This is a genomic window from Leuconostoc sp. (assembly GCF_965300815.1).
Genome location: NZ_CBDKZH010000134.1, coordinates 1 through 3,069, shown reverse-complemented (window position 1 = coordinate 3,069; position 3,069 = coordinate 1). Strand labels below are relative to the sequence as shown.

The 3,069-nt window shown below is 44.1% G+C and carries 2 protein-coding genes and 1 pseudogene; all 3 read right to left on the bottom strand.

Annotation, left to right across the window (positions count from 1 at the left end; genetic code table 11):
- A pseudogene (locus ACW12G_RS07245) lies at positions 1 to 275 on the bottom strand (amino acid permease); the annotation flags it as partial.
- Positions 276 to 429: 154 nt separating this feature from the next.
- A complete protein-coding gene (gntK, locus tag ACW12G_RS07240) occupies positions 430 to 1,971 on the bottom strand; it encodes a gluconokinase (protein WP_455647635.1) in 1,542 nt (513 codons plus the stop codon).
- 109 nt (positions 1,972 to 2,080) lie between these two features.
- Positions 2,081 to 2,989, bottom strand: coding sequence for a phosphogluconate dehydrogenase (NAD(+)-dependent, decarboxylating) (gnd, locus tag ACW12G_RS07235; RefSeq protein ID WP_455647634.1), 909 nt, complete (start codon positions 2,987 to 2,989; stop codon positions 2,081 to 2,083).
- Between the last annotated feature and the right edge of the window lie 80 nt (positions 2,990 to 3,069).

The following is a 3,069-nucleotide window of genomic DNA, read 5'->3' as shown; positions in this document are numbered from 1 at the left end:
GCAAATGGTAATGCGGACGCAAATTCGGCATACGCAAAGGCTGCAAGTCCTGACACAATGGCAGCAATCACAAATGAAATGGCGACAGCAGGTCCGGCATGATCCGCCGCAACAATCCCTGGTAATGTGAAAATAGCAGTTGACACAATTGTCCCCACACCCAACGCTAACATGTCTTTGACACCTAGTGTTTTGTGCAAATGTGCATCGCTATGTGAAAAACTTGCGGGGCTTGCTTTATGCAGCCAGCCAGTCTTCGGTTTTGAATCCGACATGAATCTATCCCTCCAAAGGTTACAAAGTTACCAAATAATATTAACATTTTCTAATATTAGTGTCAATAAAAAAACAGAATGATATATTCTGTTTTCAATGATATGGTCACTAGCGTTGATAAAAACCTGTTCATTACGCCGATAATACCACAAATTATGATTTTGTATGTTTTCGCTGGTAAGTTGCAATACTGTCATATTCCGTTTGCAATTGCCGTGATAAACGGATGAAAATTGGCGCTAATTCACGATAAGCTTCAAAGTTTTCTGGCATTGGTTGGTACGTATTAGCTGTGCCGACATATTGTTCAATGTCATATAAATCATCAATCAAACCTAAGGCTTTTTGTGCCACAATCACGGCTGCCAATGAACCAGATTCAAACGCTTCTGGTACCGTGACCGGTTGTTCAAAGATATCAGCAAACATTTGTCGCCATAATGGTGAACGAGCAAAGCCACCAGTTGCTTGAATGGCCTTTAAATCACCCACAACTTCTTCCAAAGCCAAACTCACCATATAAACGTTAAAGGTAATGCCTTCAAGAACTGAACGCAACATATGCGCCCGTGTATGCCCATGATTTAAACCAAAGAATGACCCTCGAGCATTAGCATCCCAAATCGGTGCGCGTTCGCCACCTAAATACGGATGGAAAATTAACCCGTCAGAACCCGCTGGCACACGGGCGGCAATTTGTGTCATCAAATCATAGGCGTCGACACCTAATAATGCGGCCGTTGATTTTTCTGCATCAAACATATTGTCACGCGCCCAACGGAAGACATCTCCACCATTGTTTACTGGCCCACCAACAACCCAATGACCCTTGTCTAAGGCATACGTAAAGGTACGCCCTTTTGGATCAATCACTGGTTGATCTGATACCACCCGAATGGCACCAGATGTGCCAATGGTAATCGCGGCAACGCCAGGCTTCACCGCATTGACACCAAGATTTGATAATGGCCCATCTCCAGCCCCATAAACAAACGGTGTATCAGCCGGAATCCCAATTACCGCAGCATATTCAGGCGCCATGGTCGTTTCATATTCATAAGGTTCAACTGGTGTTGGCAGTTGCGCTTTCGTAATCCCTGTCACCGCCAACGCTTGTTCATCCCAATCTAACTTAAAGATATTAAACAAGCCAGTCCCAGAAGCTAACGAAATATCCATTTTGTTAGTCCCAAAAAGTCGGTGGAACAAATACTCTTTAATCCCCATATAATGGGCTGCTTGGTTAAAGATGTCAGCGTGTTCTGCTCTCAACCACAGCAATTTCGACAAGGGTGCCATTGGGTGAATGGGTGTCCCCGTCTGACTATAAATCTCTTGTCCTAAGCCGGTCGCCTTCAACTCTTCCGTGTATTTGACCGCCCGCGTATCTGCCCAAGTGATAACCCGTGTTAACGGTTGCCAATCTTGATCGAAGGCAATCAGCGAATGCATCGCTGATGAGAACGATACAGCAGCAATTTTATCGTCACCTTGTAACTTTGCTGCGCGAACCACTTCACTTAAGGCATCAATCAAGGCCTCAAAAATTTCATCCAAATCTTCTTCAGCCATATCAGGCGCATCGCGATACAGTTTGTAGCCTTTATTAGCACTGGCAACAACTTGATTGCGATCATCAAACAACACCGCTTTTGTTGATGTTGTGCCCAAATCGACGCCAATCATATAATCCATAGTTTTCCCTCATATATCAATGATAATCGTTCAACAACTTGTGCAGATACAGAAAAAGCTCCCTAGCGGGAGCTATCTGTTCAAAAAGATTGAGCAGGTTAAAAGTTAATTACTTTACTGAATCCATTGCGTGACCACCGAAGCCGTTACGCAAAGCTGAAACAACCTTACCTGTAAATGTGTCATCTTGCAATGAACGGTAACGCATAGCAAGTGACAAGTAGATAACAGGTGCTGGTACTTCAAGATCCAATGATTCTTCAACAGTCCACTTACCTTCACCAGATGAGTGCATACGACCAGCGATTGCATCCAACTTAGGATCCTTAGCGAATTGTTCTTCAGCCAATTCCATCAACCATGAGCGGATAACTGAGCCGTGGTTCCACAACTTAGCAACTGCTTCGTAGTCGTAGTCGAATTGTGACGCTTCCAAAACATCGAAACCTTCGGCGATGGCTTGCATCATACCATATTCGATACCATTGTGGACCATCTTCAAGTAGTGACCTGAACCCAAACGACCTGTGTACAAGTAACCATCTTCTTCAGCAAGTGAGTTGAACAATGGTTCGATTGTCTTCCAAGCTTCGGCGTCATCGCCACCGATCATGAAGTTACCACCGTTACGGGCACCGTTCATACCACCAGAAGTTCCGGCATCGAAGAGCTTGATACCAGCAGCAGTTGTACGCTTGTTTTGTTCCAAGTTGTCCTTGTAGTTAGAGTTACCACCATCGATGATTATGTCGCCCTTGTCCATCTTTTCAATCAATGTGTCGATTGTTGAGTTTGTTGGGGCACCAGCTGGTACCATTACCCAAACAATCTTTGGTGAAGGCAACTTTGACAACATGTCGTCAATGTCAGTTGCGCCTTCAACAGCTGGTGAGTATTCAGTTGCTTCGCGAACAAATTCAGGGTTCAAATCGAACGCAACAACTTCATGGCCGTTATCAACGGCGTTCTTTACCAAGTTCAAGCCCATCTTACCAAGGCCGATCATCGCAAACTTCATGGTTTACATACCTCTTATGTTTTTTGTATTTTTACTACACTCTTATTATATGAAAATATTTTACACATTGCAAGCAAATG